Origin of the sequence: Mesorhizobium shangrilense (genome assembly GCF_028826155.1) — a bacterium.
Taxonomy (GTDB): domain Bacteria; phylum Pseudomonadota; class Alphaproteobacteria; order Rhizobiales; family Rhizobiaceae; genus Arvimicrobium; species Arvimicrobium flavum.
The window spans coordinates 130258-156566 of record NZ_JAQGPN010000001.1; the positions used below are offsets into that span (position 1 = coordinate 130258).

Sequence of the window (26309 nt, forward strand, 5' to 3'; positions counted from 1 at the left end):
CGCTCACGACTGGGCAGCGTCATGCACTGCCGGCAACTGCCCGGGATGTTCGAGCTGGTGCTGCCGGTAGGCTTTCCAGACCGGAGCGAGCGGCCCGTCCTCGACGATGTGGCCCTCGTGCATCCACAGCAAGCGATCGCACCATTCCTCGAGCACCGGATAAGCGTGGGAGGCGATGACCATGCCGCCCGACTTCTCCACGATCGATTCCAGCCGCGCCTGACTCTTGGCGCGGAAGGCCGCGTCGCCGGCGTTGATCCATTCATCCATGATGAGGAGGTCCGGCTTGACGACCGTTGCCGCACCCAATGCGAGGCGCACGCGCATTCCCGCCGAATAGCCCTTCATCGGCATGTCGAAGTAAGATCCCAGGCCGGTGAACTCCATCACCTCGGCGATCGCCGCCTGCCGCTCCGCGCGTCCCAGATTGAGATAGAGGAGCTTGACTTCCACGTTCTCGCGCCCCGTGAGCAGCGGGTGGAAGCCCGAGTGGATGTTGATGATCGGGACGACCTGCCCACGGGTCGTCACCTTGCCGGTCGTCGGCGGTAGCAACCCGCCAAGTACATTGAGCAAGGTGGTCTTGCCGGAACCATTGACGCCGATCAGCCCGACCCGCGAACCGCGCGCGATGTCGAGGCTCGGTATGGACAGGCTGTCGACGTGAAGCGCCCCACCCCGCATCGTGACCTTGCCGCCGACCTCCTGCATCGCGCCGAGGATCGAACGCAGCGACCCGGAGTGACGGCGTACGCGGTGGCGCACGCTCACGTCGCGGAGGCTCGCGATCATGTCGCCCGTCGATTCAGGCCGCCTCATAGACAATCCTTCGGTGAAGCAGCCGGAACACGGCCACGAACAGCAGGAGATTGACCAACGTCACGGCACCGGCGCCGATGGCAACATCATTCGCCACGGTCCCGGAGAGCAGCGGCTCGCGGACGACCTCGATCATGTAGAAGAACGGATTGAAGCCGACAAAGGCCAGTCGCAACATGTCGTGCACGCGATCGGGCTGCCAGATGATGGGCGTCAGGAAGAAGGCAATCCGCATGACGTTGGAGATAAGCAGCGGCACGTCCCGGAAGCGCGCGGCGAGCGCACTGGTCCAGTAGGACTGCATGTAGAGATTGACGAAGAGGACAAACAGCCCCGCCAGGAGTTGCCACGTGAACTGCAGCGGCCCGGTCAGGAAATAGAGGGCGACGACAAGAACCGCCAGGTTCACGACGAATATCAGCAGCCGCGCGAAGAAGGATTTGAGCACCACCCCGAACAGGTTGACGCGGATCTGGCTGATCTGCGCGTATTCCGCGACGAAGATGTTTGCGCCCCGCGACATCGAGTCGAGAAGCACGGTCCAGACGATGTAGCCTATCGCGAAATACGGAAAATAGCCCTGCAGATCGAGGCCGAAGGCCGACGAGTAAAGGAAGGCAATCGCCGTCACGAAGACGACGTTGGACGCGACCAGCCACAGCGGTCCGAGCGCCGTGAACAGGTACTGTCGACGGACGTCGAACAGCGCGATCCGCCACCATTTCGGCGCTTCCGAAAGGGCTCCTGTCAGCTGCCGCAGGAGACCGTCGTCGGGAGTGGTCGTGTCGATTCGAATGAGCTCTACTCGTCTGAACCCGAATTGGGCGTGCTGCGGATATACGCTCCATGGCGCGAGAACAAGGCGAAAGCCGCTTCCTATCGTCGCGTCCGGGTCAGCGTATCGGGGGATGTCGGTTGCTGCGGGGAGGCGTCGAGAATGGTGCGCAGCGCTGAGACCGCGAGGTTGCGGTCGCGACGAAGGAATATCGGCCGCGCAGGCTTGCGGACTGCTTGTCGCAGCGCCGCCAGCGCAGCGTCGCCGCCCGCATAGATCATGAGTTCCGGATCCGCCGGATCGCCGAGTCGGGCGCGAATTGCCGATCCGGTGAAGACGGTCGGGAGGCCGGCATCGACCGTTTCGAAGGCGGCCGCCGAGTCGGCGGTGAGCGCCGCATCCGCCAGGGCGATCGCATGGGAGAGCGGCTGTCGGGTCGGTTCGGCGATCTCCACATTGCCAAGGCCGGCGCACTGTATCTCGGCCTCGGCGATGCGCCGGGCGCGGGGATGCAGCCTGACCAGCCACAGCCATTCCGGCGGCGCCGCAGCGGCCAGCTGCAGGAAGTCGTCAGGCAGCGGCTCGCCATTCCCGATCCGCGAATGGTCCGGCTGATGCAGGTAGAGCACGGTGTGGCGGGTCGACGCGCGCTCCGGCGTTCGCTCCTGGGCCGCGGCATGGCGAAGATCGCCGCCGACGATGCGGCGCACGCTCGGGCCATCGGCCGGCGCGCGCTCGCAAAACCAGTCGCTCCACAGCCAGAACCAGGAGGGCATGGGATCGACGACGCCGGGGGCCAGATCGGGCCAGGACAGGTAGATCGCCGCGTCGCGTGTGAACATGCCGTGCTGGTGGTCGATGAGCGCTATGCCGGCGCGGCGCGCGGCAGCGCCGAGCGCCAGCTTCTCCAGGCCGATATAGTTCTGCACCATCACTGCGCGCGGCTCGATGGCCCGCAGCGCGGCGCTCCAGGCGGGCACCAGGGCGAGGATGCGCGCCCCCCAGGCCAGGCAGTCGAGCGGCTCGACGACCCGGCGGCCGAAGCGCGCGGCTATATCGGCTGCGATCGGCCGCAGCAGCGCCAGGAATGCCCTAACCTCCGCGTCCTTCAACCGTTGGGCGCGGTCGATCTCCTGGAAGAAGGCGATGCCCGCCTGCCCCGAATTGATCGACCCCCGGCCGATCGACGAAAGGCATTGCACGGAGAATTCTTCCGACAGCTCCGCAAGCCCCTCGGCGAGCGGGTCCGTGGGCCGGCCCTCGCGCAGGCTGCCGAAATCCTTGAAGGACTGGACGAGAAGCAGGTCAGGGCGGCGACGCCATTCGCCGAAGAGAAGCGCATCGCCGAGATGCGCGCGTTGCTCCGGCAGACAACCCCGCTCTGCCGCCGGTTCGGCGGCAGCCGGCATCGGAGCGCCGGCGTTCTTCAGCACAGCGTAGAGCAGCGCCAGACGGACCAGCGGCCACATGCCGATCCCGCCGAGTTGCAGGGAGCCTACCGGATGCCTGTCCATCAGCTCGAGCAGGATCGCGTTGGCGTCGTCGACCGTCACGACGACCTCTCGGCGATCAGCATCGGCAGGCGTCTCGCCGTGGTCTCCAGAACATAGGGTAGCGCAGATGGCGGGATGCCGGGATCCGCGGCGAAGGTTTCGAAGTCCGCCCAGGCCGCCTCCTGCCCGCCGGCGCGACACCACATGGCCCATGCAATGACGCTGCGTTTGCGGACAAGCGAGAACAGGAAGCGCAACCGACGCCGTCGCCGGTTGCCGCAAAGGTCGATGACGGGCTTCAGAATCTCCAGCCACCGCCCGTCGCCCGGCCTGACCAGCATGAAGACGAACGGGTTGCCGAGCAGGCGCGCAGCTTCGTCATATCTGCCGGTCATCGCGAGCAGCGACGCCAGCCCATGCGCCGTGGCTCCGGCGCTCCGCCGATACCGCCAGGCGTGCAGCGGAAAGGCAAGGCAGGTTCGCGAGAAATGACGCGCGACGCCGGCCGCCGCCTCGGGATTCCTGTCCTGCCGCAGAAAATCGGCGGCGGCCTCAAACCGGTTCGCCGGCCAGCCGCGCAAGAAGGTAACCGCCGAGCGCTTCGCCATCATCCTGCCGTGAGGCGGTCGATCAGTTCGACGGACTTCAGGTAGTCCGCGAGGTCGGCCGAGCCGGCGGGAACCATGCCTGTCCGCACGGTCTCGACGAACGCCAGCGCTTGTCCGAAGAAACCCGGCTTGAAGCGCGTATCTGGGCCGGATGCCCTGATCTCGGAACGCTGACGCCCCGGCGAACGGATGACCAGCGCCTCCTCGATCGGCGCATAGACGATGCAGAGGTTGTCCGCATAGGCCGTCACCCGCCACGGCCCTGGCGCGTACCACTGCGCGTTGTAGAGGCCTCGCGCCCCAGACGCGAAATCGACAAGCCCCGAATAGGATCGGTCCCACCAGTTGGCGACCGAATTGTTCGTCTGCACGGAATTTGCTTCGCCGGCAAAGAAACGGAAGAGATCAATGAGGTGCACGCTGTTTCCGAAGTGCCAGGCTTTGAGCGTCTCCTCGCCATAGCGGCCAGCGAGCGCCTTGATGTCCTCAGGCATGTGCACCTCGACGAACCGCGCGCCGCCGGCTTCGTCGAGAAGTCGCTTACCCTCGGCGATCACCTCGTAGTGACGTCGGTTGAGCGCCACCATGTTCGGCTGCGTGATGAGCGCCGCCGCGTTGCGTGTCTCCTCCAGGCTCATGCCGACGGGCTTCTCCATGAGGAGCGGCAGTCCGGTCCGAGCGGCGAGGAGCGAAACCTCGGCCATGTGGATCGCCGGCACGACGACGACGATCGCGTCGACGTCAGGCTTTGCCAGAAAGTCGGCGATGGTGCGCGCCTCGGCGAAGCCGTGCTCGGCACGGAAGCGCTCGGCATTCTCCAGGGAGCGCGAGGCGCAGACGCCGAGCCTCACGCCGTCGATGGCGGCAAACGCCGTGGCGTGCTGCGCCGCAATCGGTCCGGCGCCGATGAATCCCAGTCTCGTCATCAGATCTTTCCCGCAATGGCCTGTGGATGCGCTCCGGCAGCCAGCCGCGTCCAGCCATTCGGCTCAGCATCGGCCTGCTTCGGGAGGTCGTTGGTGTCGAGCCGCGACAGCCGATACGGCGCCTCAGAGGCCCGGTCGGCAAGCCCGACCTTGGCCGTAAACGCCGCTCTATAGCCACGCTCCTCCAGCAGCGCGAGCGTCGTCTCGTTGTAGTCTCCGTACGGATAGCAGTAGGTGCGCCCCGCCGACGGCACGCCGATCAGGTCAAGAAGCTCGTCCGCCCCGTCGATCTCCGCGCGCTGGCCGGCTTCGTCCAAGCGCGAATGCCAGAGGTGACGGTCGCCGTGGCCGCCAAAATGCATGCCGCATGCAGCCATCACGCGCCCCTGCTCGATCGATATGTAGAGTTCCTCTGCGAAGGCCTTCTCGTCGGCGGACACGTAGCGAGCGAACAGTTCCGCCGCGATCTCGGAGCGCAAGGCGTCCGGCAGCGCATGCTGGAGCAGGCGCTTCACATAGATCACCTCGGCCGGGTCGAAGCGGTTGGCCTGCCGGAACTCGGCCTTTAGTGCATCGGTGGTCGGCAGGTCGAAACGATCGCGCGCGCCCTCGACGAGGCGGTCGAGTTCGGTCTCCAGCTTCGCCTTGTCCGGCTCGCTTGCGAGGATGAAATGGGTCTTGTTGACCTCCAGCACCTGGCGCGCCAGCACCACGGAGCGCGGCGCATAGAAGGCGCCGGTGACGCCCTCGTCCATCATGATGGGAAAGGCGTAGGCGTAGTGGTCGCTGTAGCCGTCGTCGAAGGTGAGCAGGCAGGCGCGGGGCGGAAGCGCTTCGCCTGCGTCCCTTGCGGAGAGAAAATCGCCCATCGAAACGATCGTGTAGTTCGCCTTGAGATAGCGGATCTGCTCACGGAACAGCTCGGCCTCCAGCCCCTTGATGTCGGGGTAGCGGCTGCGCACGAGCGGCCTGACATAGTGGTACATGACCACGGTCACCGGGTCCGCCACGCGGCTGCGAACATCCATGCTGATCTCCATGATTATTCCTGAGCGCGCCCGTGAGCCTCGTAGTAGGCGATCGTCGGGCGATCGAGATCGAGGTCGCCCTTGGTCAGCATCAGCCGGCCGAAATCGAACGCCTGCGCCCGGTCGTCCCGCGACCAGACGACCGCCGAGGTCGTCTGCGGCTGCCTCAGTTCGAATGGATAGAACAGATGCGAGAGCTGGCAGAAGTAGTCGTCATTGGTGGAGAACCAGTCCGCTGCGAGGAAATGTCCTGCGGTCGCGGAATGCGAACACGTCACGTCGGCGAAGGCCGCCCCCGTGTCCCTCGCGAAGCCGTCTATGAAGGCCACCGCCGCGTCCATGTCGGCAGGATCGCCGAAGACGTCGACCACATGCAGGAAACGCAGCCCCCCGGTCTCGTCGCTGCGCAGGATCACAGCCGCGCCGGTTCCGGGACGAGCCGCGTCCGTGACGTGATAGAGACGGTAGTCGAAAACCGGGTGATCCTCGTAGCGCCAGGCAAGCGCCGCCGCGTCGCGTTTGAACAGATTGGCGCGGCCCGAAGCCGCTGCCCCTATCTCGCCAAGCGACGCCGCCTCTGCCTCTCGCGCGTGATAGGCACGATCGGTTCCGCCTTTCCCATGCGCGATGAGACGCCGCCCCAACGGGTCGATCCTGGCGACATGCGCCACCGCCGCCTCGTCGAGGACGCGAAAATAGCGCGGGATCTGGCCAAGCCTCCTGAATCCGGAGGCGGCATAGATCGGCATGGCCATCTCGCTGATGCCGAAACCGACCATGAAGTCGTGCGTTGCCTGGAGGCTCTGCATGATGCCCTTGCCGACGCCCAGCCCGCGTGCCGCTTCCGAGACCACCCAGGTTGTCAGCTCGGCTGCCCGCCTCGGACGCCCGTCCAGCAGGAATGTCCGCCGGTTCAGTCCCATGACGCCCAGGATTGCGCCGTCGCGCACGGCGACGCAGTTCCAATCCAGCCCCTCATTCTCGGGCGGGGCCACGAACTGCCAGCGATAGAACCGCGGCAGGCTGAGCGAGACGGGCCGCGCCCAAGTCTCGCGATAGTATGCGGAGATCGCGAGGTCGTCGACGCCGACGGCATGCGCGGGGCCGGTACGCACCCCATTCGATTCAATCACGGTCATCGGCTTTTCGTTCGGCTCCGGCTATGTCCGTCATCATGTGTGCTTTCTCGGCCTGCCGGGAGGCCAATCGTGCGCCTCATGCCGCCAAAGCTCCTGGACGGCCGACAATGTCGGCGATCCGGGCCACTGCCGCCGTGACCGCATGTGCATCGGTTCGCCCCGGGGGCTCCGCGTCTCGCATCAGGCCGCGCCCGCGATTGGAGAGGAATTGTGTAGCCACGCCGACATCGTGCGCTTCCAATGCGGCCGCAGAGGAGTGCGTGAAATGGACGGCGACCCGTTCCAGCAGCAATCCCAGCGGCGCCTTTGACGTGAACCGGTCGAGCGCATCGTCCCGGCGCACTTTTTGGCGCGGATGATTGCGCCACAGCAACTGGCTGATGCCGACGAGGTTCGCTGCCTCCAGCGCGGCGGCCTCGACGTCAACGCCGGGCTGCCGGGAAACGAGTCCGACCCTTTCGTCCAGCGAAGAAAGGCGGCCCGCGATGCTGCGGCGCTCCTCGTCAATTGCTGCGGCTAATCCCGGCGCAGCGCGCTCCGCGAGAGCCGATTCCATGAGGCGCAACGGCGCCCCGACAACGATGGTGGACGCGTTGTCGGCCAACGGGCTTGCCGAGGTCCATGCAAGAAAGTGATCCGCCACCCCGGCCCCGCCCGCACTGCCGCAGCATCGAGGGTCGAAGCTGCGCAGGTGGCCATGCTGCAGTTCGAAGCTTGGTATCCCGAAATCCCGCGCAGCAAGCACCGCCCCTGACGTGAAGGGGTCGACGCCCCCGCTCACGATGACGCCGCCGGGGCGCCGCTTCCCCCAACGCGCCCCGAGCGCTTGCCGCACGGCCTCGGTGAGTGTGACGAGGCCATCGAGCCAGGTCGGCAGCAGCACAGGCACGCGTAGCCCGACACTCCGGATGGCTTCCGAAATGATGCTTGCGCACGAGGCGCGCGAGGCGCGCGAGGCGCAGCAACCCCGATCCAGCACCGACCAGCGATGTCGCACGATATTGCCGGTATCCGGTGCAGTCTGCCCTTCCGGCATCGAATAGTAGAGGGCTCGCGTCCGCAGGCCCGCCCCCGCAAGCGCAAGACGCAGCGGATCGACCGGAATGACATAACTGCGGTTCCCGATCCGGTCGACCCGGTGACCGCTCACCACGAATTCGATGTCGACAGGGCGATCTTCATCGCCGTCCTGCTGGATGCTCACAGTGGGCCCGCGGCCCATCAGGTTCTCGCCGATCCACGAAAGAGAGGCCGATAGAGGTTCGCGCAAGGCTCCTGGCAGGGTCGTTCCCTGGTAGCGCGAAGAGATGCGATTCGCGGCCGCGTAGGCCACGACCGAGAAGTGATCGTCGCTGGAGTCCAGGCCCGAGACCTTTTCGAGCGCCGCGTCAAGCGCGGCCTGGATCCGATCGCCTAGCGAATCGACCAGCGGCGCAGGGCCGCTTTGAATCTCTTGCCGGATTTCTGAAGGTTCGGGGGTATGCGGCATCCAACCAGTTTCATTCCGAATGCCCCATTGAACTTCACCGGACACTGTCCGGTTGCACGCGTTCCCCGGCGCGGACTTATCCGCTTCTACACGAGGAGACAAGCAAAAGCCGGCCCGCCCACAGGAATGAATCGGACCGACGGGCATTGAATGCGCCTCCGTCAGGTCTCCGGCAGCGAACGAAAACGAGGCCAGCGGGGCTGCACGGCGCCCTCATAGCCGAGGGCGCCGTCGAATGTTCGGCGACTACCGGTCAGTACGTTGCGCGGCCGCCTGAGAGATCGAAAGTCGAAGCGGTGGTGAAGCTGTTCTCCGCCGACACCAGCCAGGCGACCATGTTCGCCGCCTCGTCCAGCTCGAGGAAGCGGGCGCGCGGGATCTTCGACAGCATGTAGTCGATGTGCTCCTGCTTCATCTGGTCGAAGATGCGCGTGCGCGCCGCTGCCGGGGTGATGCAGTTCACCGCGATGTTGAAGCCGGCTAGCTCCTTGCCGAGCGACTTGGTCAGGCCGATGACGCCGGCCTTCGACGCCGAATAGGCACTGGCGTTCGGGTTGCCTTCCTTGCCGGCGACGGAGGCGATGTTGACGATGCGGCCGTAGTTGCGCTCCTTCATCGACGGCACGACGGCGCGGTTCACGTAGAACGTGCCGTTGAGGTTGATGTCGATGACGCGGCGCCACTCGTCGAGCGGGTAGACGTCGAGCGGATGGTTGGCGCCCGCGATGCCGGCCGAGTTGACGACGATCGAAACCGGCCCGAGATCGGCTTCGCTGCGCTTGTGCGCATCGGCCACGGCCTCGGCGTCGGCCACGTTGACGACGACGCCGCGGGCGGCAGCGCCGAGATCGGCCACCGCCTGGTCGAGCAGCTTGGCGTCCATGTCCCACAGGCAGACCTTGGCGCCCGATGCGACGATGCGTTTGGCCATGGCGAAGCCGAGCCCCTGCGCGCCGCCGGTCACAATTGCCGTCTGGCCGGCAAGATCGATCTGGTTCATGAGTTCTCCCCCTCGGGATTGGTGCAACGGAATGTTCGGGTAAGGCCGACGGCAGGTCCGATAGCATACGGAATACCGCCAGTCAGCCGGGCTCAACAAACCGCGCGGAATATTCTCACGTTACGGGCGCGAGCGGCGCGCTCTCGGGCTTGCAGTCAGGCGCGGAAGCGGCGACACACGACTGCGAGTGAGGAGGAAACTCGATGCTTCAAGGCAGCATTGTCACGATCGGGGAGATCCTGATCGAGATTATGGCGACGACGCGCGGCCAAGGCTTTCGCGAGGCGCAGCCGCTGGTCGGGCCGTTCCCGAGCGGTGCGCCGGCCATCTTCATCGACCAGGTCGGTAAGCTCGGCCATCCCGCGGCAATCGTCTCGGCGGTCGGCGACGACGATTTCGGCTTCCTCAACCTCGACCGCCTGCGCCGCGACGGCGTCGATGTCTCTGCCGTGGCGATCCATGCGGGTGCGGCAACCGGCAGCGCCTTCGTGCGCTACCGTCCAGACGGCGGCAATCGCGACTTCGTCTTCAACATGCGCGACAGCGCGGCCGGCCGCATCGGCGCGACGCCGGAGGCGCACGCCGTCCTCGCGACCGCCGGCCACCTGCACGTGATGGGCTCAGGGCTGCCAGTTCCTGCCGTATTCAACATGGTCCGGAACGCGCTCCCCGCCATCAAGGCGCGTGGCGGCACGGTGTCGTTCGACCCCAACATGCGCAAGGAGATACTGGAGAGAGCGGACGGCAAGGCCGCCTTCGACATGGTGCTGGCGGCCGCGGACTACTTCCTGCCCTCCGGCGAGGAGCTGCAGCTCGTCACCGGAGAAGCGGACGAGAGCCGCGCCGTCGCCAAGCTGCTCGCGGCAGGCGTCAGGGAGATCGTGCTGAAGCGCGGGGCCACGGGCGCCAGCCATTTCGACCGCAATGGCCGCACCGATGCACCGGGCTTCGCGGTCGACGAGATCGATCCGACCGGCGCCGGCGATTCTTTCGGCGCCGCCTTCATCGTGTGCCGCCTAATGGGGAAAAGCCCCGCCGAAGCGCTGCGCTATGCCAATGCCGCCGGCGCCCGCACGGTGACGGTGCAGGGGCCGATGGAGGGGACGTCCACCTTCGCCGAACTCGACGCCTTCATGGCGCGCGCCGCGAACGGAGCGCAGGCATGAGCGCCGTCGACCTCCGCACGCTGGCCGAGGCGCGCCGCAAAGGCGAAACGCGCGGCATCACCTCCGTCTGCGTCGCCCATCCGCGCGTCATCCGCGCCGCGCTGAGGCACGGCCGCGCGCTCGGCCGCCCGGTCCTGATCGAGGCGACCTGCAACCAGGTCAACCAGGACGGCGGCTACACCGGCCTGCGGCCCGTCGACTTTCGCCGCATGGTGCTGGAAATCGCCGAGGCCGAGGGCTTCGACCCGGCGCAACTCATCCTCGGCGGCGACCATCTCGGTCCCAACCCCTGGCGCAAGCTGGGCGTGGACGAAGCGATGGCCAAGGCCGAGACCATGGTTGCAGCCTATGTCGCGGCCGGCTTCACCAAGATCCATCTCGACGCGAGCATGGGCGTCGCCGGCGAGCCGGAAGCGCTGGACGACGAGACGACCGCACGCCGCGCCGCAAGACTTGCGGCCGCCGCGGAGCGTGCGGCGAAGGAGGCCGGAACCCCGACGCCGCTCTACATCATCGGCACCGAGGTGCCGACGCCCGGTGGCGCCACGCACGCGCTCGACCACGTTGTCCCCACCTCCCACGCTGCCGCCGAGCAAAGCATCGCCGCGCACCGCCAGGTCTTCGCAGCAAGCGGCCTCGACGCAGCCTTTGACCGCGTTATCGCACTCGTCGTGCAGCCCGGCGTCGAATTCGGCCACGAGAGCGTGGTCGAATACGCACCTGAGCAGGCGCGCGACCTGATCTCGATGCTCGACGGGCAGCCGCAGTTCGTTTTCGAGGCGCATTCGACCGACTACCAGCCGGGCGGAAAACTGGCCCGGCTCGTCGCCGACGGCTTCGCGATCCTGAAAGTCGGCCCCGGCCTCACCTTCGCCATGCGCGAAGCGCTCTACGGGCTCGACTGCATAGCGGCCGAGCTCGACCCGGGTTATGGCGGCCGCGCGCTGGCCGATTCGATGGAGCGGCTGATGCTCGCCGAACCCGGTTTCTGGCAGAGCCACTACCGGGGCACGCCGCAGGAGCAGCATGCTCTGCGCCACTACAGCTTCAGCGACCGCATCCGCTATTACTGGCCCCACCCCCTGGCACAGGCGGCGGTGAAGCGGCTCATGCAGACGCTCGACGGCCGGACTATCCCGCAGACACTGGTCTCGCAGTTCCTGCCGCGCCAGGCGGACGGAGCGACTGCCGCGTTTGCCGACAAACTGATCGAGGCGGCCATCGTGCGCGTGCTCGACGACTATGCGAAAGCTTGTGAGCCCGCGTGACCTGGACTACCTTTGGTCCAAAAGGCGCCGACATGGAAATCTCCGTTTCCGAAGCGAAAGCACAGCTGACCGACCTCGTCCGCCAGGCCGAGGCGGGCGAGGAGGTCATCCTCACGCGGGACGGCAGGCCGGTTGTGCGGCTGGTGCCGATCAGGTCAAAACCGACGCGCGAGGAGCGGGCAGCGGTGCTCGAGGCCGTACGCGCGGCTGGAGCCGCCGCCAAGAAAGACGACTGGCCATCGGCAGCCAGAAGCCAGGATTTCCTCTACGGTGACGACGGTTTGCCGGCTTGATCGCGGTCTACCAGCCACCCCTTCCCTGCCGCCGGGATGACCCTGGTCAGGCTTCCCGTCGCCGGGAAGAGCGGGATCAGGCAGGCCTGCACCGCGTGGTAGATGTCGGCCTTGCCGGCAAACAGCGTAAAGCTCGGCTGCATGTCCTCGGTCAACTGCTCGAACCAGCCGCCGTGCTCACGGTCGAGGTGGTGGTCTGCGATGACGTTCCAGACGCGGCGGTACCACTCCTCATGGAAGGCGCTCGGCGCATGCTCGATGAGGAAGCTCGCCGCCCCGATCGCCTCGCATGACGGCCACCACAGCTTGTGGCGCATGGCGGGGCGGTCGTTCCAGTCGAGCGTGTAGAAGAAGCCGCCCTGCTCCCGGTCCCAGCCCAGCTCCACCGACTGCCGGAACAGCTCCGTGGAGGCGTGCGGCATCCATTCTTGCCTGCGTCCGCCCAGCACCCACAGCTGCAGGATCAGCCGCGACCATTCCAGCGCGTGGCCAGGCGTCGTGCCGGAGGGCCGGAACATCTCGTTCACCGCGCGGTAGTCGCGGTCGAGGTTCCATTCGGTGTCGAAGTGCTCCCCCACGCGAAAGCCGTTGTCGCCGGCGTGGCGGCGGATGATCAGGTCGGCGATCCGTTCCGCCTTGTCGAGATAGACCTTGTCGCCCGTCGCCTCGAAGGCGGCCATCAGCGCCTCGGTCAGGTGCATGTTGGAGTTCTGTCCGCGATACTCGGCAAACGGCGTCCAGTCGGCGTTGAATTCCTCTGCGATCGCCCCGTGCCGGTCCTCCCAGAAGCGGGTCTCAAGGACCTCGGTCACGTCGGCCAGCAGCTTGTCGGCCAGCGGATGCCCGAGCAGCTTGCCGCTCGATGCCGCCAGCAGCACGAAGGCATGGCCGTACCCCTGCTTGGTCGCGTCCTTCGGGCCGTCGTCGTCCATCGACCAGAAGTAGCCGCCATGCTTGCTGTCGCGGTGCTGCTCCCAGAGATATTTCAGCCCGTGATCGACAACCGCGTCAGACCCCGGCCGGCCGAGCAGGCTGCCGATGACGAAGCAGTGCACCATGCGTGCGGTCGTGTGGATCGGCCGTATAGGATTATCCGCGTTCAGCGGGCGTCCAGCCGGGTCGAGGTCGAAGAAGCCGCCCTTGGGGTTGAAGGTGCGCTGCTGGAAGAAGTCGAACAGGTCCTCCGCCCGCGCCATCAGCCAGTTGCGGTGCGCAGGCAACGCCTTCGAGGAGCCGGACGCCGTCGAGACGAAACTGGTATTCTTCACCAACTCTCTCCTCCAGCCGGTTTGCCGAGCCGCGCATGCGCGCGGCACGGGGTAAAACCCTCGGGCCACAAATGCAGACAAGCACGGCCAACGAGCGCCGTCGACCGCTTTTGTCCGGCCCGGGCAGTCTGTTTCTCCGCGATGTCAAAAACGTATGTTCGCATCCTATACAAAGTCGGGAACGGCAGATACGATCCCCCTGAACGGTCGGGGTCGTATCAGCGTGACGCTGCGCGAATTTCGGCTAGTATGATCCTTGACGGGACGCGCTTTGGGAGGAGTGCCGTTCAGCCGCATCAAGCTGACTTCTGTCTCATCGCCGCGAATCGAAGCCGTTCACAGCCGGCCAACCAGATTGCCGTCCATGCGGCGGCATGCGTGCCAACACCAGGAGGAGACGTTTCATGAAGAAGTTGATTACCGCATTGGCGGCGCTCGCGATCGGCGCGACCGCAATGGTCACCAGCGCGGTGGCCCAGGAGAAGAAGACCATCGCCCTCATCCCGGGCCTGACCACCGACGCGTTCTACATCACCATGCGCAAGGGCGCGCAGGCGGCCGCCGACGCGCTCGGCGTGGAGCTGGTGTTCCAGGGCGGACCGGAGTTCAACCCGACCGTCCAGGTGCCGGTGCTCGACGCGGTGATCGCGCGCAAGCCTGACGCCATTCTGATCGCGCCGACCGACACGACCCAGCTCGTCGCTCCGCTGAAGAAGGCGCAGGACGCCGGCATCCCGGTGATCACCGTCGACACCTTCATCGGCACCGGCAAGTACCAGACCGGCGCCGGCGACGCGGACTTCCCACTCTCCTACATCGCTTCCGACAACGTGCTCGGCGGCCGCATGGCAGCGCGCGCGCTCGCCAATGCGATCGGCGGCGAAGGCAAGGTGTTCGTCTCCAACGTCAAGCCCGGCATCTCGACGACCGACCAGCGCGAGGAAGGCTTCAAGCTGGAGATGAAGGAGAACTTCTCGAAGATCGAGGTGCTCGAGACGCAGTTCAACGAGAACGACGCCAACAAGGCCGCCTCGCTGCTGCAGGCCGTCTTCGCCCGCAACTCCGACCTCAAGGGCGTGTTCGGCGCCAACCTGTTCTCGGCCATCGGCTCGGCCAACGGCGTGCAGCAGGCTGGCCAGACCGGCGCCATCAAGGTGGTCGCCTTCGACGCGCCGACCTCGATCGTCGACAACATCAACACGGGCCTGGTGGACGTCGCGATCGCCCAGCACCCGGCCGAGATCGGCTACTACGGCGTGATGTCGGCCTATGCCCACCTCTCGGGCCAGTCGATCCCAACCCTGATCGGCACCGGCTTCACGGTGATCGACAAGTCGAACGTAGGCGACCCGAACGTCGCCAAGTACATCTACTCGGAGTGATCTCCGACGTCGTTCACTTCCCCCGGGCGGCAACGTCCGGGGGAATCCCCTGATGCCCCGCCGGGCGTCGCTTGTGCCGTGCGCCCGTCGGTGCACGCCGCCGACCGGGTAGAAACCATGAACTCACAATCCCAGGCGTCCGAAACCACCCACGTCGCGCCGCAGGCCGACCACGCGGACCGCGCCAAGACGCTCGTTCAGCGCATCGCCGACCTCCGCGCCTGGCTGTTCCTGGCCGCGCTGATCGTCGGGTTCGAGATCTGGGCGCGTGTGGACTTCGGCGGCACCTTCATTTTGAACCCCTTCAACCTCCAGTCCATCGCCATCTTCGCGGTGGCTCCGCTGCTGCTTGCGATGGGGCAGACCTTCGTCATCATCTCCGGCGGCATCGACCTTTCGCTCGGCTTCATCATGGGCCTCGCAGCGGTGGTCGCCGCCCACGTCATCAACTGGCTGAGCCCCGGCATGCCGTTGCCGCTGGCCGTGCTCTTCGGCGCCTGCGTCGCCATCTGCGTCGCGGCGATCCCCGGCACCATCAACGGGCTGCTCGTCTCGCGCCTCAAGGTGCCGCCCTTCATCGGCACGCTCGGCATGTTCGGCGTGGCGCGCGGCGTCGCCTTCCTGCTCGCCGGCGGCACCGTCGTGCCGGTCAGCGGCAACAGCTTCTTCTCCACGCTGGGCAACGGCCGCTTCATGAACGTGCCCTACATCGTCATCATCACCGCCATCTTCGTGCTGGTGATGCACTACCTGCTCAGCCAGACCAAGTTCGGCCAGCACAACTACGCCATCGGCGCCAATGTGCAGGCGGCGCGCCGTGCGGGCATCGACATCAAGTGGCACCTGTTGCGCCTCTACATCCTGTCAGCCGTCTGCGCTGGCATCGCGGGCGTGCTCTACTCGGCCCGCTTCAATGCGGGCGCGGCGCAGGCCGGCGAGCCGCTGCTGCTCGATTCCGTGGCGGCAGTGGTCATCGGCGGCGCCAGCCTCTTCGGCGGCTCTGGCACCATCCTCGGGACCGTGGCGGGCGCGTTCGTCATCGCCGTCATCCAGTACGGGCTGGTATTCGTCAACGTGGAGCCCTTCTGGCAGTTCATCAGCGTCGGCGTCGTCATCATCATCTCGGTGCTGATCGACCAGGCGCAACGGCGTTTCAGCGGAGGCCGCGTCGATGAGTAACGATGTCAACGGGGCGACGCCCCTCCTCGAGGTCCGCCACCTCTCCAAGAACTTCGGCGCCGTGGAGGCGCTGAAGGAACTGTCGGTGACCGTCAAGGCCGGCGAGGTCGTGGCGCTCGCAGGCGACAACGGCGCCGGCAAGACCACCCTCATCAAGGCGATTTCCGGCGTCTACAAGCCGTCGAGCGGCGAGATCCTGCTCAAGGGCGAGCCGGTCAACTTCTCGACGCCGCAGGAGGCGCGGGACAAGGGGATCGAGACGATCTACCAGGACCTCGCGCTGGCCGACAATCTGTCGATCGGCGCCAACATCTTCCTCGGCCGCGAGCCGATGCGGAAGGTGCTCGGCTTCCTTCCCGTGCTCGACCGCAAGACGATGGCGGACGCGGCCAAGAAGACGATGAGCCTGCTCGACTTCCACGTGAACCGTCTGGAGGCGCCGGTCAGCAACTTCTCCGGCGGCCAGCGGCAGGCGGTGGCGATCGGCCGGGCGGTGTTCTGGAACGCCCAGATCCTCATCATGGACGAGCCGACGGCCGCACTCGGCGTGCCCGAACAGCGCAAGGTCATCCAGCTCATCCACCAGCTCAAGGCGCAGGGCCGCGGCGTCATCTTCATCTCGCACAACCTGCAGGACATTTTTGCCGTCTCCGACCGCATCGTGGTGCTGCGGCGCGGCGTGCTTGCCGGCGAACGCAAGATCTCCGAGACCAACCACGACGAGGTGGTCAAGCTGATGGTCGGCGGCTGAGGTCCTTGCCCTGCTTCGCGCTGCGCACTATTTTGATGCGTGATGCGTGATGCAGATTGCAAAGAGGTGAGCTGTGCGCACGACCCTGGCCATTGATGACGATGTGTTGGCTGCTGCCAAGGCGCTTGCTGAACAGCAGCGCAGAAGCGTTGGCGAGGTCATCTCGGAGCTTGCTCGCCAGTCGCTGAAAAGACCACTGCCGGCCCGGCATCGAAACGGCATTCCGTTGCTCGAGGTGAAGGAGGGCGGCGCCCCGGTGACGCTGGAGATGGTCAATGCGCTTCGCGATGAGCTACCGTGACGTTTCTGCTCGATGTGAATGTCCTCATCGCGCTGATCGACCCACTGCACGTCGCCCATGACATCTCGCATGCGTGGTTCGAACAAAAAGGTCACAAAGCTTGGGCCACATGCCCCATCACGGAGAATGGGGTCATTCGCATCGTTGGAAGTTCCAGATATCAGAATTCGCCCGGTTCACCCGCTGCCGTAGCTGCGATGGTCCGGCAGTTGCGGTCCCTTCCAGGTCACGCCTTCTGGTCCGATGACATCAGCCTGATAGACTATGACGCGTTGGACACCGATCGGATCCTCCTGTCTTCACAGGTAACCGACACCTATCTACTTGCGCTGGCTCAATCGAATGGCGGTCAATTGGCGACACTCGACCGGCGGCTTTTGACCACCGCTCTGTCTGATGGATCGGCCTCGCTTCATATGATCGGGGGGCACTGAACTTAGACGTCACCCCTCCCCGAACACCATCGCCGCAGCGCCGATCAGCCCTGAATTGTCGCCCAGTTCTGCCCTCACCACCGGCACGTCGCGAAACGCCGGCATGGCCGAACGCTGGACGCGCCGGGCAATCCCTTCTTGCATCTCGCCAAAGCCGTTCGCCATGCCGCCGCCGATGATCACGATGTCGGGGCTGTAGAGGTGGAGCAGGTTGGCGATGCCGATGCCGAGGTAGTCCGCCTCCTCGGCCACCAGTTCGCCCGCCAGCGGGTCGCCGCGTGCAGCCGCCTCGAACACGCGGCGGGCGTCGATCGCTTCCATGTCCTCGCCGAGCAGGGTATCCGCGGCGTCCGTAGCGCGCAGCCGTGCGCGTCGCGTGAATGCGGTGCCCGAAGCATAGGCTTCCCAACAGCCGCTGTTGCCGCAGGAACAGATGTCGCCGTCTTCCACGATGGTCATATGGCCGACGTGCCCGGCCATGCCCCGGCGGCCGCGCAGCACGCGTCCGTCGCAGACGACCCCGCCGCCGATGCCGGTGCTCACGGTGACATAGGCAAGGTTCGAAAGCGCCCTTCCCGCACCGAACCGCCATTCCCCGAGCGCTGCGGCGATGCCGTCATTCTCGAGGCGCACGGGCAGGCCGAGCCGCTGCGCAAGCAGCGCCGCGATCGGGACGTCGCGGAAACCCGCCAGGGTTGGCGCCCAGATGATGCGGCCGTTGACCGCGTCGAGCGGCCCGGGAGCCGAGATGCCGACGCCGGCGATCTCCGCAAGGGCAACGCCCTCGGCAATCTCCCTCGCTACCTCCGCAAGCTGGCCGACGACCGCCTCAGGGCCGGCGGAAGCCGCTGTGGCAACCGCCGTCCTCTTGAGGACCTCGCCGCTGCGGCTCACCAATGCGGCGCGCAGCTGTGTGCCGCCGAGGTCGAGCCCGATGGCGAGCGGCGCGCCGGTCATCACAGTGCGTGCAGCCACGACATGCGTGCGGCTAGGTCCGGCGCGCCAAAGGCGAGTGAGCCCACCACGACGGTCTCGGCGCCGGCAGCGCGCAGAACAGGCACCGTGTGCTCGCGGATGCCCCCGTCGGCAGCCAGCACGGTCCGCCGCGGGCTCTTCGCCTGCCATATCAGCTGCTTGGCCGCCCGCAGGCGATCGCCGGCCCGCTCGTCGAGTCCCTGTCCCTTCACGCCGATGGCCGTGCCGAGCAGGGTCACGAAGCGCAGGCGCGGAAGGTAGGGCGCGACCGCCTCGACCGGGCTCTCCACCTTCAGCACCATGCCCGCCGCCACGCCGCGCGCGTCAAGCACGTCCAGGGCCTCGGAAGCGACCGCCTCGTTCTCCAGATGGATGCTGATCAGGTCGCTGCCGGCGTCGGCGAACTGCTCGATCTGCGGGATCAGCACGTCGTCGGCGGTCATCAGATGAACGTGGATCGGAATGCTCGTCGCCTTGCGGATCGCAGCGACGAGGTCGGGGAAGAACAGCAGCGCAGGAGCAAAATGCCCGTCGGCGACGTCGATGTGCAGCACGTCGGCGTGCCCGGCGATGCGGCCAAGGTCCCGCTCGAGATTGACGAGGTCGGCAGACCACATCGAGAACTCGCCGATCAGGCGGTCGGTCGGCAGGGCATCTATCCAGTCGGGCGAGGTCATTGGAGTTCCTTCAGGAAGTTTTGAAGCGCATCGCGGACGTCGGCGACGTGGCGGGCGCGGTTCTCGGCCTTCGGCGTCACGCGCACCAGCCGGGAGCCGGGGACGAGCGCTGCGAGCCGTTCGGCATGAGCAAGGGGATGCACGAAGTCCTGGCCGTGGCCGATGACCAGCGTCGGCACGCGAAGCGCCCGCAGATCGTCTTCCGAGACGCCAGGCCCATCGGCGGAAATGCGCTGCAGCAGGGCCGCCGTGACGGCCCGGTTCGGCCGGTCGAAGAAGCCCGCAAGCGAAGCCAGGTTGTCGGGCGCTTCCGCCGCGAGCCTCTTCGCGGTCTCGCCCGCCAGGAAGATCTTGCGGGCCTCGTCGCCCGCGAGGGCTGCTAGCAGCCGCCCCACTTCCGCATTGGGCGCCATGTTCGCGGGCGCGGCGTCCGTCACCCAGGCAGGCCGCACGAGGATCAGCCCGCACACCAGATCCGGCCGCTTCACCGCCAGGCGCAGCGCGATCGCCGCGCCCATGGAGACGCCACCGACGACCAGGGGCAGGCTTTGCGTCATGTCCGCGACAGCCGCGACGTCCCGGGCAAACGTCGCGATGCCGAAACGATCGGTGTCGCCCGCCTCCGACGCCCCGTGGCCACGGCATTCAAGCGTTATGCGGCGCAGACGCGCATCCTCAGGGAACAGTTCAGCCGGCTGGCCCGCGTCGCCGCAGAGCCCGTGCTGGAACATGACAGGCACGCCCTCGCCGCCGGTGTCGTCCACGCGCAGCCGCGCGCCGTCCCGAACGATGCTGCCGATCGGCGTCATCGCGTCACCTCGACGCCCGCAGCCCCCATCACGCCGAGCAGGAAGCGGGCGACGCCTTCGGCCTCGCGGGCAGCAAGGCCATGCGCGACCATCGGCCCGTCGAAGCCGCCGGCGGCAAGCCGCGCGAGATAGTGAGGATAGTCGAGCACGCCCTGTCCCGCGGTGACGAAGCCGCCCTCGGCGTCCCGGTCCTTGGCGTGGCCCATCACGATGCGATCGGCAAGCAAGTCGATGCCGCGTGCCACTATATCGAGCTGGCGCTCGATCGTTTCGGCTTCGAAAAGATTGGCGGGATCGAAGACGATGCGGAGCCGCGAGCTGCGCAGCTCGTCGATCAGCCGGCGCGCCTTTGCGGCCGAGTTGACGACATTGGCCAGTTCCGGCTCGATGCCGAGATCCACCCCGTGACGGTCCGCGATGCCGATGGCGACTTCCATCGACGCCAGCAGATCGGCCCACGCCTCGGGGGTGTCGTTGTCGGGATGCGCCCGCCACTGGTCATGCGCATCGCGTGTACCGGTGCAGAGCGTGATCAGCCGCGTCGACATCGCCGCCGCATTCGCCGCCAGGACCTCGAGCCTCCTGTGGCCCGCGGCGCGAACGGCCGGGTCGGGATGGATCATGTTGTAGGTGCCGGACAGCGCTACGATCTCGACCTGCCGGTCCTTTGCGGCAGCGCCGACCGCGGCGGCCACGCCCGGCGGAATCTCGTCGGGCATGGGCGGCAATCCCGAGCAGGCCATGTTGTACTGCGCCACCGAAAAGCCGGCCGCAGACACGGCGGCGAGCACCGGTTCCGGCGCCTCGCCCGGAAAGGTCTTAGCAAAAATGCCCAGCCTCATCAGACGCCTCCCGAGACCTCGGCCAGCGTGACGCGGCGCCCACTCTCGGCGGAGCGCGCGATGGCGACCATGGCGCGCACCGAGGCAAGACCGTCCTCGACGCTCGCGCCTTCCATCGCCCCGCCCTTCAGGACGACATCGGCGAAACCTTCGAGTTGGCGTCGATAAAAATGGCCGTCGGCACCGAGCACGCGATGCGTCGCGCCGTCAGCCTCGCGGAAAATGTCGACGTCGCTCGATTTGTAGTACCAGGGATTGTAGGTCTTGCCGATGACGCTGCCGTTCTGGCCGTAGATCTGAAAACCCTCGTGCCAGTCCATCCGCACTGCCACGGTCAGGTCGAGATGGCCGAGCGTGCCGCGCGCGAACTCCACGTCGACGAACCAGCACCAGATGCCTGCACGCTCGGAGAGGCGGGCCGTCACCGCCGTTATTTCGCCGGCAAAATAGCGTGCGACGTCGACCAGATGGCAGCCATGCGCCAGCATGTAATAGCGCCTGAGGTCAGCCTTCGGATTGGCGGCAGGCCTGCGCGCGTTGGCGCTGCTCACGATCAGCGGCTGCACGGCGTCCGTCATCGGATAGCGGTGCGTGCTGTCGCAGTACCAGGCCTTCAGCGCCACCATCTCGCCCATCTCGGTCTCGATGAACGTCTTGGCGGCCTGCAGCCCGGCGTCGAACCGCTTCATGTGGCCGACCTGGAACACCTTGCCCGAGCGCGCGACGGCGGCCTTCAATTCCTCCGCCTCCTCGATCGTCACGCCGACCGGCTTCTCGCAGAGCACGTGCTTGCCTGCCTCCAGCGCGCGGATCGACGCCGGCACGTGGAAGGCGTCCGCGGTGGCGATGATCACCGCGTCGACCGCCGGATCGGCCAGCATCGCGTCATAGTCGGCAAACGTCTTCTCGGCCCCATGCGTCACCGCCATGCGCTCGCGCAGATCCTGCGCCACGTCGCAGATCGCGTAGAGGTCGGCGTTGCGCGCCTTGGTGCAGCTTTCGAAATGGGCGGCCTGGGCGATCTGCCCCGCCCCCAGGACCCCCACTTTCAGGCGGTCGGTCTCCTTCATGGGCATCGGCGGCGTTCCTTGCAGCTTTCATGGAGAACCGCCCTGGCGCCATGCCGAGCGGAGTTTGTTCGGTTTCAAACCAAACTCTGCGCGACGATTTTGTCAAGTGTGTGATCGCGCGCAAACGGGTGGGCCGGGAAGTACCGGCTGACCGCATTGCCGGTTCCGACCATCGACCGCGTATCGCGCCGAAAAGCGTATGCCGGCATTTCGGCGAAAGTCATGCGAAAACAAAAATCTAAAGCGACTGCCCGTTTCCGGAATCGCGCGGTTTGCTTTAGGCTTTCCGTGCCGAGACCCCGGCAAGGAGCTCAACCAACCCATGTCCATGCCGCGGGCAGTCCGCCACATCAACGAGGTCCGGGCGCTCGACGCCCTGTTCCGCGGGGGGCCGATGAGCCGCGCCGACTTGGCGCGCCGGCTCGGCCTCACCCGCTCGACCGCCAGCAGCATTGTGGCCGACCTGATCGAAGCCGGGCTGGTGGAGGAAGACGATACCGAGGCCGCCGAGCGCGAGGTGGTGCGCACCGGGCGGCCTGGCACTGACCTGCGGCTCAACCGGCATCACGCCGTCTTCCTAGGGGCTGATATCGGCGTCGGCCACGAGACGGCGGTTGCGATCGGGCTCGACGCTGCGATCGTCGCCGAGGATACCGTTATCCTGGACATGAAGCGGCTGACGCCCGAAGCCGTCGTCGACGACCTCGCCGGCCTCGTCCGCCGCACCATGGCGCGGCTGCCGGCGCCGGAGGCGGTGCGCGGCCTCAGCGTCGTGCTACCCGGATTGCTGACGCGCGACGGCAGGCTGATGCGCGCGCCCATCCTCGGCTGGTACGACGTGCCTGTGCTCGACATGCTGCGGGAACGCCTGCCCGAACTTCCCACCATCGTCGCGGAGAACGACGCCAACGCCTTTGCCATGGCCGAACTCTATCGCGGCGGCGAGGCCGCGCCGCGCGAGGCGCTCTACATCTTCATGGACGCCGGCGTCGGCGGCGGGCTGGTCAGCGGCGGCAGGATCCTGCGCGGCGGACAGGGCTATGCCGGCGAGATCGGCCACATCTATGCCGGCGAGGAAGGCTTTGCGAACATCGCCACGGTGCCCGGCTCGCTCGAAAGCTTTGTCGGTCGCGACGCCGTGTTGGCGCGCCACCGCTTCCACGGTGGCGCGGCGGTGAGCTTCGGCGACTTCCTGCGCGCGGTAGAGGCGGGAGAGCCGTCGGCGCTATCGACGGTGGCGGACTGGGGCCGCTTCCTCGGCCGTGGCCTGGCCACGCTGACCAGCGTGCTCAATCCGGAAGTCATCGTGCTCGGCGGCCCGGTGGCCTCGCTCTTCGCCTATGCGCGCGACCAAGTCGACCACTCGCTGCGCAAGCATCTCCTGGCCAACCACCCGCTGCCGGAGATCGCGCTGTCGGCGCTCGGCATAGAAGGCCCGGCGATCGGCGCCGCCTTGATGCTGCACCAGAGCATGTTCTCGATCGACGAAAAGCTCGTGTTCAACCGCACTCAGGAATAGGCGGCGCGGGAGCCGCCGTTGGGGCCTGACCCTGGAATTCTGTCGCGCAGCCCCTCGACCCCTGGGGCGTGTACTCAATAACGCGGGTATCGGCCGCGACATGGCCGATATTCCGCGCTAGACTAGGAAGACCGGTCGCACACAATGGAGGGTAGCCATGAAACGGCTCTATATCCTCGCATCGGTTTCTTTAGTCCTCTCAACGTCCAGCATCGCAGCCGAACTCACGGCGGAGATTCCGAAGGGAGACCCCGAATTCATTGCAAAAGCGATATCTGCTGCTCCCGCCGATATCGGGAAGGACGCCACGATCATTCGACTGGCTGACGGCTTCAACCCGACCACCGTCAGAGAAGGAAAAAATGGATGGACCTGCGCCATCGATCTCGACGGCGGGCCGTGGTGCGCCGATGTCGTCGGGGTTGAATGGTTCCGGGCAGTTTATACCCAGGGCGAGCCGCCGGACAAAACCGGGTTCGTCTACATGATGGTCGGGGACATGGGCACCAGCAACCACGACCCTTATGCAACCGACAAGTCGCACTGGGTCCAGACAGGTCCCCATGTCATGATCGTCGGGAAGGCGGCGCACGAAATGGCGGCCAGCTACCCCAACAAGATGGATCCCGATCCCAGCCATCCCTACGTCATGTTCCCGGGGAACAAGTATCAGCACCTGATGCTCCCCGCCGACATGGGCCATAGCAAGTAGCGCGCTTCACCGCCGCGTCTCGGCCGGTCGCGGCGGATTACTCGCCCTGAATCCTCACCGAAATGGGCCTCCTTGGTGTGCGCCAGTCGACGGTTGCCCGCCAATCGCAGCTTATTGGCACACGCCCTATTGCGCCCCGCAGGCTGCGCAGGTGCCGCGCATCTCGATCGTGGTCTTCGCCCGCCGGAACGCGTGGTCGCGCGACCAGCCTGTCAGCCGCTCCTCCACCACTTCGTCCGAAAACTCGTCGACCGCACCGCAGCTGTCGCAGATCGCGAACGCGATCAGTCCGTGCGCGTGGTCGTGCGGATGCGCGCAGGCGACGAAGGAGTTGATGCTCTCCAGCCGGTGCACCAGGCCGAACTCCATCAGCTTGTCGAGCGCGCGGTAGATCTGCAGCGGCGCGCGAAAACCGTGCTCGCGCAGCTGGTCGAGCAGCCCATAGGCGCTGAGCGGGGCCTCAGCCCTCGAAAGCGCGCCGAGCACGAGCGCCTGGTTCTTCGTCAGTTCACGCGTCGCGGTCATCTCAAGAACTTTCGTCGCATCCCGTCTTGCATCGGCGAAATCGTGAATGTAATAACATAACACACCAGCAACACTCAAGGCCGCATCCCGCATGCGGATGACCCCGCCGATGTCCAGCGCGAAAGTGACATTCACCGATCTGACGCTCGGCTACAACAGCCATCCGGCCGTGCACCACCTGAACGGCACGGTGCGCGCCGGCTCGCTCACCGCCGTCGTGGGCGCGAACGGGTCCGGCAAGTCGACTTTGATGAAGGGCATCGTCGGGGTGCTGAAGCCGATGGCTGGCGCCTGCGCCATAGCGCCGGGTTCGCGGCTCGCCTACCTGCCCCAGCAATCCGAGCTTGACCGCACCTTTCCGGCGCGCGTCGTCGACCTCGTCTCGCTCGGCCTCTGGCCGCGGCGTGGCCTGCTCGGCCGCCATGGCGCCGAGGACCGCAAGGCGGTGGCCGATGCGCTCGCCGCCGTCGGGCTCTCCGGCTTCGAGACTCGCCCGATAGACACGCTGTCCGGCGGACAGTTGCAGCGCGCCCTTTTCGCCCGCGTGCTCGTGCAGGACGCCAACCTCATCCTGCTCGACGAGCCGTTCAACGCCGTCGACGCCCGGACGGTCACGGACCTGATCGCGCTCATCAAGCGCTGGCATGGCGAGAGCCGCACGGTGCTGGTCGTGGTGCATGACCTCGATCTCGTGCGCCAGCATTTCCCCGAGGCGCTGCTGCTCGCCCGCCAGCCGGTCGCGTGGGGCGACGCGCGCAACACGCTCTCCGCCGAGAACCTGCTCAGGGCGCGCCAGTTCCACGAGGCCTGGGACGAGCACGCGCCATGGTGCGCGCCCGACGATGCCCACGATCACGCCCACCACGACCACCACGCGGGCCACGGACATCACCACGACCATGCCCATCACGCGCCGGGCGAACACCATCACGACCACGCCCACGCGGTGGACGGCTCCGCGCACGAGAGGGGCGCAGCCTGATGGACATGCTCTACGCCTCGCTGGTCCAGCCTTTCGCCGAGTTCGAGTTCATGCGCCGCGCGCTCATCGGCTCGCTGCTCCTGTCGTTCAGTTCCTGTCCGGTCGGCGTCTTCCTGATGCTGAGGCGAATGAGCCTGGCGGGCGACGCCATGGCCCACGCCATCCTGCCGGGCGCGGCGATGGGCTTCCTGCTGTTCGGGCTGCAGATCGTGCCCATGACCATCGGCGGGCTTGTGGCCGGCGTGATCGCGGCGCTGGGCGCGGGCGCAGTTTCACGGCTCACCATCCAGAAGGAAGACGCCTCGATGGCCGCCTTCTACCTGATCTCGCTGGCGCTCGGCGTCCTCATCGTCTCGCTCAAGGGCTCCAGCGTCGACCTGATGAACGTGCTGTTCGGTAGCGTGCTTGCCCTCAACGACGAGGCGCTGGCGCTGATCGCGCTCATCGCGGGCGTCACGCTGGCCTCGCTCGCGGTGTTCTGGCGGGCGCTGGTGGCCGAATGCCTGGACCCGCTCTTCCTGCGCTCGGTGTCACGGCTCGGGCCGCCGGTCCACTTCGTCTTCCTCGGGCTGGTCGTGCTCAACCTCGTCGGCGGCTTCCAGGCGCTGGGCACGCTGCTCTCGGTCGGCCTGATGATGCTGCCGGCAGCAGCCGCGCGCTTCTGGACGACGCGCGTCGGGCCGATGTGCCTCGTTGCGATCCTGGTCGGCGCAGCCTCCAGCCTGTCGGGCCTTCTCCTCTCCTACCACGCCGCCCTGCCCTCCGGGCCGGCGATCATCCTGTCGGCCGGCGTGATCTACGCCGTGTCGATCCTTGCCGGCACGCGCGGCATCGTCGCCACGCGCGCCCGCCGCACGTCCCACCGCACCGCGTGAAGAT

At 66.7% G+C, this 26309-nt stretch carries 28 protein-coding genes; 12 read left to right on the top strand and 16 right to left on the bottom strand.

Going from position 1 to position 26309, the window contains the following annotated elements; all coding sequences use genetic code 11:
- Nucleotides 1-3: 3 nt before the first annotated feature.
- From PD284_RS00615 to PD284_RS00660, 9 genes are all read right to left on the bottom strand, one after another.
- Nucleotides 4-819 (bottom strand): ABC transporter ATP-binding protein, encoded by an 816-nt coding sequence (locus PD284_RS00615; protein WP_274626306.1) that lies wholly within the window; start codon nucleotides 817-819, stop codon nucleotides 4-6.
- Nucleotides 806-1450 (bottom strand): ABC transporter permease, encoded by a 645-nt coding sequence (locus tag PD284_RS26865; protein ID WP_338036629.1) that lies wholly within the window; start codon nucleotides 1448-1450, stop codon nucleotides 806-808. Before PD284_RS26865 ends, PD284_RS00615 begins: the two co-directional genes overlap by 14 nt.
- A gap of 245 nt (nucleotides 1451-1695) precedes the next feature.
- Nucleotides 1696-3147: a hypothetical protein gene (locus PD284_RS00625; RefSeq protein WP_338036630.1), complete on the bottom strand. Its 1452-nt coding sequence runs from the start codon at nucleotides 3145-3147 to the stop codon at nucleotides 1696-1698.
- Nucleotides 3144-3695 carry a hypothetical protein gene (locus PD284_RS00635; RefSeq protein WP_274626309.1) on the bottom strand — a complete coding sequence of 184 codons (552 nt, stop codon included), beginning with the start codon at nucleotides 3693-3695 and terminating at the stop codon, nucleotides 3144-3146. Before PD284_RS00635 ends, PD284_RS00625 begins: the two co-directional genes overlap by 4 nt.
- On the bottom strand, nucleotides 3695-4621 hold the full coding sequence (locus PD284_RS00640) for a Gfo/Idh/MocA family protein (protein WP_274626310.1): 927 nt from the start codon (nucleotides 4619-4621) through the stop codon (nucleotides 3695-3697). Before PD284_RS00640 ends, PD284_RS00635 begins: the two co-directional genes overlap by 1 nt.
- The gene (locus PD284_RS00645; protein WP_274626311.1) at nucleotides 4621-5649 is read right to left on the bottom strand and encodes a polysaccharide deacetylase family protein; all 1029 of its coding nucleotides are present in this window, start codon (nucleotides 5647-5649) and stop codon (nucleotides 4621-4623) included. The genes PD284_RS00640 and PD284_RS00645 overlap by 1 nt, the downstream gene beginning before the upstream one ends.
- Nucleotides 5650-5663: 14 nt before the next feature.
- Complete coding sequence (locus tag PD284_RS00650) at nucleotides 5664-6788, bottom strand: GNAT family N-acetyltransferase (protein ID WP_274626312.1); 1125 nt, start codon at nucleotides 6786-6788, stop codon at nucleotides 5664-5666.
- Nucleotides 6789-6864: 76 nt separating this feature from the next.
- Entirely contained in the window at nucleotides 6865-8277 is a 1413-nt protein-coding gene (locus PD284_RS00655; protein ID WP_274626313.1) for a hypothetical protein, read from the bottom strand.
- Nucleotides 8278-8530: 253 nt separating this feature from the next.
- Nucleotides 8531-9277, bottom strand: a complete 747-nt coding sequence (locus PD284_RS00660) for an SDR family NAD(P)-dependent oxidoreductase (protein WP_274626314.1) — start codon at nucleotides 9275-9277, stop codon at nucleotides 8531-8533.
- A gap of 203 nt (nucleotides 9278-9480) precedes the next feature.
- Here PD284_RS00660 and PD284_RS00665 point away from each other — a divergent pair, with 203 nt between their 5' ends.
- Genes PD284_RS00665 through PD284_RS00675 form a run of 3 tightly spaced genes read left to right on the top strand, consistent with a single transcriptional unit; the run spans nucleotide 9481 to nucleotide 12004 of the window.
- The gene (locus PD284_RS00665; RefSeq protein ID WP_274626315.1) at nucleotides 9481-10443 is read left to right on the top strand and encodes a tagatose kinase; all 963 of its coding nucleotides are present in this window, start codon (nucleotides 9481-9483) and stop codon (nucleotides 10441-10443) included.
- Nucleotides 10440-11711, top strand: coding sequence for a D-tagatose-bisphosphate aldolase, class II, non-catalytic subunit (locus tag PD284_RS00670; RefSeq protein WP_274626316.1), 1272 nt, complete (start codon nucleotides 10440-10442; stop codon nucleotides 11709-11711). The genes PD284_RS00665 and PD284_RS00670 overlap by 4 nt, the downstream gene beginning before the upstream one ends.
- 32 nt (nucleotides 11712-11743) lie before the next feature.
- Nucleotides 11744-12004, top strand: a complete 261-nt coding sequence (locus PD284_RS00675) for a type II toxin-antitoxin system Phd/YefM family antitoxin (RefSeq protein WP_274626317.1) — start codon at nucleotides 11744-11746, stop codon at nucleotides 12002-12004.
- Here the strand turns inward: PD284_RS00675 and PD284_RS00680 are convergent.
- Nucleotides 11977-13272, bottom strand: a complete 1296-nt coding sequence (locus PD284_RS00680) for an AGE family epimerase/isomerase (RefSeq protein ID WP_274626318.1) — start codon at nucleotides 13270-13272, stop codon at nucleotides 11977-11979. The genes PD284_RS00675 and PD284_RS00680 overlap by 28 nt on opposite strands.
- A gap of 404 nt (nucleotides 13273-13676) precedes the next feature.
- Here PD284_RS00680 and PD284_RS00685 point away from each other — a divergent pair, with 404 nt between their 5' ends.
- From PD284_RS00685 to PD284_RS00705, 5 genes are all read left to right on the top strand, one after another.
- Nucleotides 13677-14654: an ABC transporter substrate-binding protein gene (locus tag PD284_RS00685; RefSeq protein ID WP_274626319.1), complete on the top strand. Its 978-nt coding sequence runs from the start codon at nucleotides 13677-13679 to the stop codon at nucleotides 14652-14654.
- 117 nt (nucleotides 14655-14771) lie between these two features.
- Complete coding sequence (locus tag PD284_RS00690) at nucleotides 14772-15833, top strand: ABC transporter permease subunit (protein WP_274626320.1); 1062 nt, start codon at nucleotides 14772-14774, stop codon at nucleotides 15831-15833.
- Entirely contained in the window at nucleotides 15826-16584 is a 759-nt protein-coding gene (locus PD284_RS00695) for an ATP-binding cassette domain-containing protein (RefSeq protein WP_274626321.1), read from the top strand. The genes PD284_RS00690 and PD284_RS00695 overlap by 8 nt, the downstream gene beginning before the upstream one ends.
- A 73-nt stretch (nucleotides 16585-16657) precedes the next feature.
- On the top strand, nucleotides 16658-16885 hold the full coding sequence (locus PD284_RS00700) for a ribbon-helix-helix domain-containing protein (protein WP_274626322.1): 228 nt from the start codon (nucleotides 16658-16660) through the stop codon (nucleotides 16883-16885).
- Nucleotides 16882-17319, top strand: coding sequence for a TA system VapC family ribonuclease toxin (locus tag PD284_RS00705; RefSeq protein WP_274626323.1), 438 nt, complete (start codon nucleotides 16882-16884; stop codon nucleotides 17317-17319). The genes PD284_RS00700 and PD284_RS00705 overlap by 4 nt, the downstream gene beginning before the upstream one ends.
- A 9-nt stretch (nucleotides 17320-17328) precedes the next feature.
- On the opposite strand, the gene PD284_RS00710 is transcribed toward PD284_RS00705, so the two are convergent.
- The 5 genes from PD284_RS00710 to PD284_RS00730 are packed head-to-tail and all read right to left on the bottom strand — an operon-like array spanning nucleotide 17329 to nucleotide 21698.
- The gene (locus PD284_RS00710; RefSeq protein WP_274630499.1) at nucleotides 17329-18276 is read right to left on the bottom strand and encodes an ROK family protein; all 948 of its coding nucleotides are present in this window, start codon (nucleotides 18274-18276) and stop codon (nucleotides 17329-17331) included.
- Entirely contained in the window at nucleotides 18276-18971 is a 696-nt protein-coding gene (locus tag PD284_RS00715; RefSeq protein ID WP_274626324.1) for a ribulose-phosphate 3-epimerase, read from the bottom strand. The genes PD284_RS00710 and PD284_RS00715 overlap by 1 nt, the downstream gene beginning before the upstream one ends.
- Nucleotides 18968-19780, bottom strand: a complete 813-nt coding sequence (locus PD284_RS00720) for an alpha/beta fold hydrolase (RefSeq protein WP_274626325.1) — start codon at nucleotides 19778-19780, stop codon at nucleotides 18968-18970. The genes PD284_RS00715 and PD284_RS00720 overlap by 4 nt, the downstream gene beginning before the upstream one ends.
- Entirely contained in the window at nucleotides 19777-20622 is an 846-nt protein-coding gene (locus PD284_RS00725) for a sugar phosphate isomerase/epimerase family protein (protein ID WP_274626326.1), read from the bottom strand. Before PD284_RS00725 ends, PD284_RS00720 begins: the two co-directional genes overlap by 4 nt.
- Nucleotides 20622-21698: a Gfo/Idh/MocA family protein gene (locus PD284_RS00730; protein WP_274626327.1), complete on the bottom strand. Its 1077-nt coding sequence runs from the start codon at nucleotides 21696-21698 to the stop codon at nucleotides 20622-20624. Before PD284_RS00730 ends, PD284_RS00725 begins: the two co-directional genes overlap by 1 nt.
- Before the next feature lie 316 nt (nucleotides 21699-22014).
- On the opposite strand from PD284_RS00730, the gene PD284_RS00735 reads away from it, so the two are divergent.
- Together PD284_RS00735 and PD284_RS00740 are read left to right on the top strand one after the other, a co-directional pair.
- Nucleotides 22015-23211, top strand: a complete 1197-nt coding sequence (locus PD284_RS00735) for an ROK family transcriptional regulator (RefSeq protein WP_274626328.1) — start codon at nucleotides 22015-22017, stop codon at nucleotides 23209-23211.
- Between the two features lie 157 nt (nucleotides 23212-23368).
- Nucleotides 23369-23923 (top strand): hypothetical protein, encoded by a 555-nt coding sequence (locus PD284_RS00740; RefSeq protein WP_274626329.1) that lies wholly within the window; start codon nucleotides 23369-23371, stop codon nucleotides 23921-23923.
- Nucleotides 23924-24049: 126 nt separating this feature from the next.
- Here the strand turns inward: PD284_RS00740 and PD284_RS00745 are convergent, their stop codons facing one another.
- The gene (locus tag PD284_RS00745; RefSeq protein ID WP_274626330.1) at nucleotides 24050-24448 is read right to left on the bottom strand and encodes a Fur family transcriptional regulator; all 399 of its coding nucleotides are present in this window, start codon (nucleotides 24446-24448) and stop codon (nucleotides 24050-24052) included.
- Between the two features lie 109 nt (nucleotides 24449-24557).
- Between PD284_RS00745 and aztA the strand changes: the two genes are divergently transcribed.
- Nucleotides 24558-25430 carry a zinc ABC transporter ATP-binding protein AztA gene (gene aztA, locus PD284_RS00750; RefSeq protein ID WP_274626331.1) on the top strand — a complete coding sequence of 291 codons (873 nt, stop codon included), beginning with the start codon at nucleotides 24558-24560 and terminating at the stop codon, nucleotides 25428-25430.
- Nucleotides 25430-26305, top strand: a complete 876-nt coding sequence (gene aztB / locus PD284_RS00755) for a zinc ABC transporter permease AztB (protein WP_274626332.1) — start codon at nucleotides 25430-25432, stop codon at nucleotides 26303-26305. Before aztA ends, aztB begins: the two co-directional genes overlap by 1 nt.
- The last annotated feature ends 4 nt before the right edge of the window (nucleotides 26306-26309 follow it).

Excerpts from the sequence above, each read along its gene's own strand:
- PD284_RS00615 (WP_274626306.1), bottom strand. The coding sequence starts at position 819 with ATGAGGCGGCCTGAATCGACGGGCGACATGATCGCGAGCCTCCGCGAC.
- PD284_RS00635 (WP_274626309.1), bottom strand. The coding sequence starts at position 3,695 with ATGGCGAAGCGCTCGGCGGTTACCTTCTTGCGCGGCTGGCCGGCGAAC.
- PD284_RS00640 (WP_274626310.1), bottom strand. The coding sequence starts at position 4,621 with ATGACGAGACTGGGATTCATCGGCGCCGGACCGATTGCGGCGCAGCAC.
- PD284_RS00645 (WP_274626311.1), bottom strand. The coding sequence starts at position 5,649 with ATGGATGTTCGCAGCCGCGTGGCGGACCCGGTGACCGTGGTCATGTAC.
- PD284_RS00650 (WP_274626312.1), bottom strand. The coding sequence starts at position 6,788 with ATGACCGTGATTGAATCGAATGGGGTGCGTACCGGCCCCGCGCATGCC.
- PD284_RS00655 (WP_274626313.1), bottom strand. The coding sequence starts at position 8,277 with ATGCCGCATACCCCCGAACCTTCAGAAATCCGGCAAGAGATTCAAAGC.
- PD284_RS00660 (WP_274626314.1), bottom strand. The coding sequence starts at position 9,277 with ATGAACCAGATCGATCTTGCCGGCCAGACGGCAATTGTGACCGGCGGC.
- PD284_RS00665 (WP_274626315.1), top strand. The coding sequence starts at position 9,481 with ATGCTTCAAGGCAGCATTGTCACGATCGGGGAGATCCTGATCGAGATT.
- PD284_RS00670 (WP_274626316.1), top strand. The coding sequence starts at position 10,440 with ATGAGCGCCGTCGACCTCCGCACGCTGGCCGAGGCGCGCCGCAAAGGC.
- PD284_RS00675 (WP_274626317.1), top strand. The coding sequence starts at position 11,744 with ATGGAAATCTCCGTTTCCGAAGCGAAAGCACAGCTGACCGACCTCGTC.
- PD284_RS00685 (WP_274626319.1), top strand. The coding sequence starts at position 13,677 with ATGAAGAAGTTGATTACCGCATTGGCGGCGCTCGCGATCGGCGCGACC.
- PD284_RS00690 (WP_274626320.1), top strand. The coding sequence starts at position 14,772 with ATGAACTCACAATCCCAGGCGTCCGAAACCACCCACGTCGCGCCGCAG.
- PD284_RS00695 (WP_274626321.1), top strand. The coding sequence starts at position 15,826 with ATGAGTAACGATGTCAACGGGGCGACGCCCCTCCTCGAGGTCCGCCAC.
- PD284_RS00710 (WP_274630499.1), bottom strand. The coding sequence starts at position 18,276 with ATGACCGGCGCGCCGCTCGCCATCGGGCTCGACCTCGGCGGCACACAG.
- PD284_RS00715 (WP_274626324.1), bottom strand. The coding sequence starts at position 18,971 with ATGACCTCGCCCGACTGGATAGATGCCCTGCCGACCGACCGCCTGATC.
- PD284_RS00720 (WP_274626325.1), bottom strand. The coding sequence starts at position 19,780 with ATGACGCCGATCGGCAGCATCGTTCGGGACGGCGCGCGGCTGCGCGTG.
- PD284_RS00725 (WP_274626326.1), bottom strand. The coding sequence starts at position 20,622 with ATGAGGCTGGGCATTTTTGCTAAGACCTTTCCGGGCGAGGCGCCGGAA.
- PD284_RS00730 (WP_274626327.1), bottom strand. The coding sequence starts at position 21,698 with ATGCCCATGAAGGAGACCGACCGCCTGAAAGTGGGGGTCCTGGGGGCG.
- PD284_RS00735 (WP_274626328.1), top strand. The coding sequence starts at position 22,015 with ATGTCCATGCCGCGGGCAGTCCGCCACATCAACGAGGTCCGGGCGCTC.
- PD284_RS00740 (WP_274626329.1), top strand. The coding sequence starts at position 23,369 with ATGAAACGGCTCTATATCCTCGCATCGGTTTCTTTAGTCCTCTCAACG.
- PD284_RS00745 (WP_274626330.1), bottom strand. The coding sequence starts at position 24,448 with ATGACCGCGACGCGTGAACTGACGAAGAACCAGGCGCTCGTGCTCGGC.
- aztA (WP_274626331.1), top strand. The coding sequence starts at position 24,558 with ATGTCCAGCGCGAAAGTGACATTCACCGATCTGACGCTCGGCTACAAC.
- aztB (WP_274626332.1), top strand. The coding sequence starts at position 25,430 with ATGGACATGCTCTACGCCTCGCTGGTCCAGCCTTTCGCCGAGTTCGAG.